6 protein-coding genes, 1 pseudogene and 1 riboswitch are annotated in these 5,244 nt (G+C 75.2%); all 7 genes and pseudogenes read right to left on the reverse strand.

What is annotated here, in order from left to right:
- Nucleotides 1–493: FAD-dependent oxidoreductase (locus AE652_RS34720; RefSeq protein WP_049658945.1), on the reverse strand; the 493-nt coding region annotated here is incomplete at its 3' end.
- On the reverse strand, nucleotides 483–740 hold the full coding sequence (locus AE652_RS34725) for a ferredoxin (RefSeq protein ID WP_049658947.1): 258 nt from the start codon (nucleotides 738–740) through the stop codon (nucleotides 483–485). The genes AE652_RS34720 and AE652_RS34725, both read right to left, overlap by 11 nt.
- Before the next feature lie 182 nt (nucleotides 741–922).
- On the reverse strand, nucleotides 923–1,666 hold the full coding sequence (locus AE652_RS34730) for a ferredoxin (protein WP_049658948.1): 744 nt from the start codon (nucleotides 1,664–1,666) through the stop codon (nucleotides 923–925).
- Nucleotides 1,663–2,481 (reverse strand): ABC transporter ATP-binding protein, encoded by an 819-nt coding sequence (locus tag AE652_RS34735; RefSeq protein WP_082346167.1) that lies wholly within the window; start codon nucleotides 2,479–2,481, stop codon nucleotides 1,663–1,665. The genes AE652_RS34730 and AE652_RS34735 overlap by 4 nt, the downstream gene beginning before the upstream one ends.
- A complete protein-coding gene (locus AE652_RS34740) occupies nucleotides 2,478–3,557 on the reverse strand; it encodes an iron ABC transporter permease (protein WP_049658950.1) in 1,080 nt (359 codons plus the stop codon). Before AE652_RS34740 ends, AE652_RS34735 begins: the two co-directional genes overlap by 4 nt.
- Nucleotides 3,554–4,423, reverse strand: a complete 870-nt coding sequence (locus AE652_RS34745) for an ABC transporter substrate-binding protein (RefSeq protein ID WP_199823188.1) — start codon at nucleotides 4,421–4,423, stop codon at nucleotides 3,554–3,556. The genes AE652_RS34740 and AE652_RS34745 overlap by 4 nt, the downstream gene beginning before the upstream one ends.
- A 238-nt stretch (nucleotides 4,424–4,661) precedes the next feature.
- Nucleotides 4,662–4,868: riboswitch (cobalamin riboswitch) on the reverse strand.
- Between the two features lie 112 nt (nucleotides 4,869–4,980).
- Nucleotides 4,981–5,244 (reverse strand): annotated as a pseudogene (locus AE652_RS34750) (shikimate dehydrogenase); the annotation flags it as partial.

Genomic DNA, 5,244 nt, shown 5'->3' on the forward strand with positions numbered 1-5,244 from the left:
AGGCGATCTCGGAGCCGGTGAACCCGGCACCGATCACCAGCACCCGCCGCGGGCCGGCCGCCAGCCGCTCGGCCAGCCCGGCCGCGTCGTCGGCGGTGCGCAGGGTGAACACCCCGTCGAGGGCGGCCTGCGCGGGGTCCGGCCAGGGCCTGGCCCGGGTGCCCGTCGCGATCAGCAGCCGGTCGTAGGGCAGCCGTTCGCCGGTCGCGAGCAGCACCTGCCTGGCCGCCCCGTCCACGCCGGTCGCGCGGACGCCGAGCCGCCACTCCGCGTCCACCTCGCGGCGGCGCGGCAGCGCGGTCTCCTCGGCGCGCACCCGCCCGAGCAGCACCTGCTTGGACAGCGGCGGACGGTCGTACGGGGGTCGGCGCTCCTCGCCGACCACGGTCAGCCGCCCGGCGAAGCCCTCGTCGCGCAGCGTCTCCGCGGCGCGCAGACCGGCCAGCGAGGCACCGACGACGACGATCCGGCCGCTCCGGAGGTCACCGCACACCGGACCGGCCCTCCCGGCCGGGGCTGTCTGGGCCGACGGCCCCGGCCCCGGCCTCGGCGCGGTCCTCGACCAGGATGGCCTGCACCGGACACGCCGCAGCGGCCCGCAGGACGCGCTCCCGCTGCTCGACGGGAGGCTGCGGGGTGTACATCAGGGCCTCCTCCCCGTGCAGCTCGAACACCCGGGGCGCGAGGAACGCGCACTGCGCGTAGCCCTGGCAGCGGTTGAGGTCGACGACGATCTTCACGGACTCTCCTCCCGGCCGGTCCGTATCCGTCCTACCGCCGCCGCCCCGGCCGCGCGCCCGGGGGTGCTCCGCGGGAGGGGTCGCGGAGCGTGGCCGCCTACGCGGTGCGGTGGGCGGCGACGACGGGAGCGGCGGTCCGTATCGCGCGGTACGGACCGCCGCTCCCGGGCCGGTGGCCGCGATCAGCCGTCATGGCTGCCCGCCCGCTCCCTCCGGTGGCGGGGGAGGCGGTGGGATTCGAGCGGTCGTCCGCCGGCGAGGTGCTCGGTGACGATGAGGGTGGCGGTGGCCGGGTCGACGTTGCCGTACCAGACGTCGTCCGGCTGGACGCTGACGACGGGGGCCTGGTTGCAGGGGAACTGGCAGCCGGTCTGGGTGACGAGTACGTCGTCGTCGCCGAGGCCCTGCTCGGTCAGTCCCTGGACCAGGGCGCGCAGTCCCTCCTCCACGCCCTTGGCCGCGCAGCGCGGGCCGCGGCACACCATGACCTGGTGCCGGTGGCCGGGCACGTCCTCCCAGGCCGCGGAGGTGAGGCCGGGCTCCGTGCCGGTGACGGCCTTCGTCGCCGCGGCCACAGTGGGGACCGCGTCCGGCGAGTCGGCGAGGCGGGTGGCGACGAGGAGTTCGGGACGGTGGCCCGCGCGCTCGCGCCACCAGTACGCGGCGATCCGCCGGAGCCAGGACTGGCCCGGGCCGGAAGCCGTGAGGCGGACGCCGACCAGGACCACGGTCTCGGTGCCCGCGTCGGCCAGCCTGGTCAGCTCGGCCGACAGGGACGGGTCCGCCAGCTGCAGGAACGCGATCGAGGCCCGGTGCGAGGCCGCCGCCCGGAGGAGTTCGTCACGACGGACGGCCTCCCCGGCCGACATGCCGACCAGGACCACGGCAGTGCGGGAGGCGGGGGCATCCGGGGCGGGGGAGGTCATGGCGTCGTCCTTTCGTGGAGCAGTCCGTTCCACCGGATGTGCGGTCTGTCGTGCCGGGGGTGGCGTTCCACGGTGACGTCGACGCCGTAGACCTCCGCGATCGTGCGCGAGGTGAGCACCTCGGAGCCGGGCCCGTGGGCGACCAGCCGGCCGTTGAGCAGGACGGCGACCTCGTCGCAGTAGGCGGCGGCGAGTTCGAGGTCGTGCAGCGCGGCGACCGTGGTGATGCCCAGCCCGCGGACGGTTTCGAGGAAGCCGAGTTGGTGGCGCAGGTCGAGGTGGTTGGTGGGTTCGTCGAGCAGCAGCACGTCGGGTTCCTGCGCCAGCGCCCGCGCGAGCTGGACCCGCTGCCGCTCGCCGCCCGACAGCGTCGGCCAGGAGCGGTCGAGCAGGTGGCCGACGTCGGCCGCGGCGACGGCGTCGGCGACCACGGACCGCTCGTGGGCGTCGGCGGCGGAGTCCGTCGGCACGGGCCAGCGGCCGCGGTGCGGCGTGCGTCCGAGCTCGATGACCTGACGGACCGTCAGCGACAGCCGGGTGTCCGCCTGCTGTTCCATGAAGGCCACCCGCCGTGCCCGCCGGCGGGCCGTGAGCGCGTGGAGGTCCTCGCCGTCCAGCAGGACCCGGCCCGCGCTCGGCCGGGTCAGTCCGGCGACCGCGCGCAGCAGGGTGGTCTTCCCGGCGCCGTTGGGCCCGAGCAGGCCCGTGATCCGGCCGGGGCGGAAGGCGATCGAGACCGCGTCCAGCAGGGTGGCTCCGCCGACGCGGACACCGAGTCCCTCCGCGCGCAGCCCGACGGGGGGTGTCACCGTCACTGTGCCCTCCCGTCGGCCCGCCCCTGGCGCCACAGCAGCCAGGCGAAGAACGGCGCTCCGAGCCCGGCCGTGACGACGCCGACGGGGATCTCCCGGTCGGGGAGGACCGAGCGCGCCACGACGTCGCTGCCCACCAGGAGGGACGCGCCGACCAGCGCCGACACGGGCAGCAGGAGGGCGTGGCGCGGGCCGCAGACGAGACGGACCACGTGCGGGACTACCAGGCCGAGGAACCCGATGACGCCGGTGTTGGCGACCAGGCACGCGGTCACCAGCGCGGCGGTGGCGACGAGGACCCAGCGGGTGCGCTCGACGTGGACGCCGAGGGAGCGGGCGGCGGTCTCGCCGAAGGCGAAGGCGTCCAGGTCGCGGGCCGAGGAGGCCAGGAGCGTGACACCCACCAGCGCGACCGCCATCAGGAAGACGGCGGTGGGCCACCGCACGCCGGCGACCGAGCCCAGCGTCCACTCCATGACACCGCGCGCCGCGTCGCGGTCCCCGAGGACCATCACGACGAACGAGGTGTAGGCCCCGCACATCTGGCCGACCGCGATGCCGGCGAGCACGGTCCGGGTGGTGGGCAGCGACCGGGTGCGGGCGCCGGCCAGGGCCAGGACGACGACGGCGGCGAGCAGGGCGCCGGCGAAGGCCGCCGTCGCCACCGCGCCGGTGCCCACGGCGCCGGACACGCCGACGCCGAGGACGATCACGGTGACCGCGCCGGCGGCGGCTCCGTCCGAGATCCCGAGCAGGAAGGGATCGGCCAGGTCGTTCCCGGTCAGGGTCTGCAGCACCGCGCCGCAGACCGCGAGGCCGGCGCCGGTGGCGGCCGCCCCCAGCACCCGGGGCAGCCGCAGCTGCCAGACGATCTGGTCGTCCAGCAGCGTCACAGGCGGGTCGCCCAGCCCGAGACGGCGCGCCACGACCTCGATCACCGTCCGGACCGACTCGTGCTGCGAGCCCACGGCCAGGCCGAGGAGCAGGGTGCTCAGGAGCAGGGCCGCGGCGACGGCCAGGGCCGCCGTCGCGCGGCCCGGACCAGCGGGCCGCACGACGGGGTGGGGCGCGGCGGTCATGAAGCCGGGTGCAGTCGGCCCAGCCCGTCGGACACCCGGGCGGCACCGTCGGCGAGCAGCACGCCGGGCGTCGACTCGGAGAACGGCACCGTCACGAAGGCCTTGCGCTGCACGGCGGTGAGCTTGCTCAGGACCGGGTCGTTCTCCAGGTAGTCGATCTTGGACTGGGCGGTGTCCCAGTCGGCGTCCGCGACCACGATGGCGTCCGGGTCCGCCGCGACGACCTTCTCCCAGCTCACGTTCTGCCAACTGCCGGGCAGGTCCCCGAAGACGTTGCGGGCGCCCACGGCGTCGAGCACGAGTTGGGGCCCGCCGTGGCCGGCGCCGACGAACGGCGTCTTGGTGTCCGAGTCGAACCACAGGACCTTCAGGCCCTTGCCCGCGGCCGTCGCCGTGAACTGCGCCAGCTGCTGCTCCTGCTGCCGCTGGATCGCGGCGGCCCGCTCCGGGACGCCGAAGACCTTGGCGACGTCGTTCAGTTCGCCCCACGCCGCCTGCCAGGTCGTCGGCGGCACCTGGTTCTTGTCCGAGCAGCCGAACGGGGACAGGTACGACGGGACGCCCTGGCCGCGCAGCTCCTCCCGGGTGCCCGCGACCTTGTCGGTGAACGCGCTGGAGTAGGAGGCGTACAGGAAGTCGGGACGGGCCGCGAGGAGGCTCTCCTTCGTCGGGTACTTCTTGGAGAGCACCGGGACGGAGTCGTAGGCGGCCTTCCACTTCTCCGGGACGGAGTCGTCGAGGTAGGCGGTACCGGCCATGCGGGACTCCAGCCCGAGGGCCAGGGCCACCTCGGTGGCACCCTGGTTGAGCGTCACCAGCCGCTCGGGCGGCGCGCCGACCGTCACGGTGGTCCCGCAGTTGTCCACGCTGACCGGCGCGGCACTTCCGGTCGCCCCGCCGGACGCGACGGGCGCGGGGGCGCCCGCGCAACCTCCGAGCACACCGACGAACAGCAGGGCCGCGACGGCCCGGCCGACGCGTGTCGGACCTGTGGGACGTACGGGACGTACGGGACGCATGGAGCGCGCGGAGCGCATGGAACGTATGGATCGGACCGGATGCGGGTACGGCTGACCGCTGGGCACGTGTTCTCCAAAACCCTCGTGGAACATGTCGCGCCGTGGCCGGTCTCCTGGCTTCCGCATCAACACGCCGCGACCGACCTTCCCGAGCGGCTCTACCAGCCCGCCCAGTGGCCCTGACCGCTGGCGAAAGCCGGTCAGCGAGGGCCGCGGAACTCCGCGGCAACAGTGGCGAGGGCCGCACCGGACTCAGACCGGTTTCCCGAACACCACGGCGATGGCACGGTATCAGGCGTGGTCAGGTCGGTGGCGACCGGCCGGTGGGATGATCGTTTGGATCGTTCCCGGGGAGGGGGGAGGGAGCGGCCACGGGGGTCGGCCGCTTCCGGAGGGACGGGGGATCACCCCGGAAGGCGGAAGAAGGAGCGGTAGAGCGGCAGTTGCTCGGCGAGCATGTGGATGCCGGGGTGGGTGGCGAGGCCGAGGGCGGCGGCGGTGCGCAGCAGCGGGGTCTCAGCGGGCGTCATGATGATGTCGGCGACCAGCGCGCCGGGCGCCAGTGGGGCCGGGTCGAAGGGGAGCGGGTCGGCCGGGTCCAGGCCCAGCGGGGTGGCGTTGACCGCGAGGTCGACGCCGGCGGGCGGGCGCGGGGCGGCGGCCACGCG

The sequence above is a fragment of the Kitasatospora sp. MY 5-36 genome (genome assembly GCF_001182915.1).
Taxonomy (GTDB): domain Bacteria; phylum Actinomycetota; class Actinomycetes; order Streptomycetales; family Streptomycetaceae; genus Kitasatospora.

Coding starts and splice junctions, on each gene's coding strand:
- AE652_RS34730 (WP_049658948.1), bottom strand. CDS start 1,666: ATGACCTCCCCCGCCCCGGATGCCCCCGCCTCCCGCACTGCCGTGGTC.
- AE652_RS34740 (WP_049658950.1), bottom strand. CDS start 3,557: ATGACCGCCGCGCCCCACCCCGTCGTGCGGCCCGCTGGTCCGGGCCGC.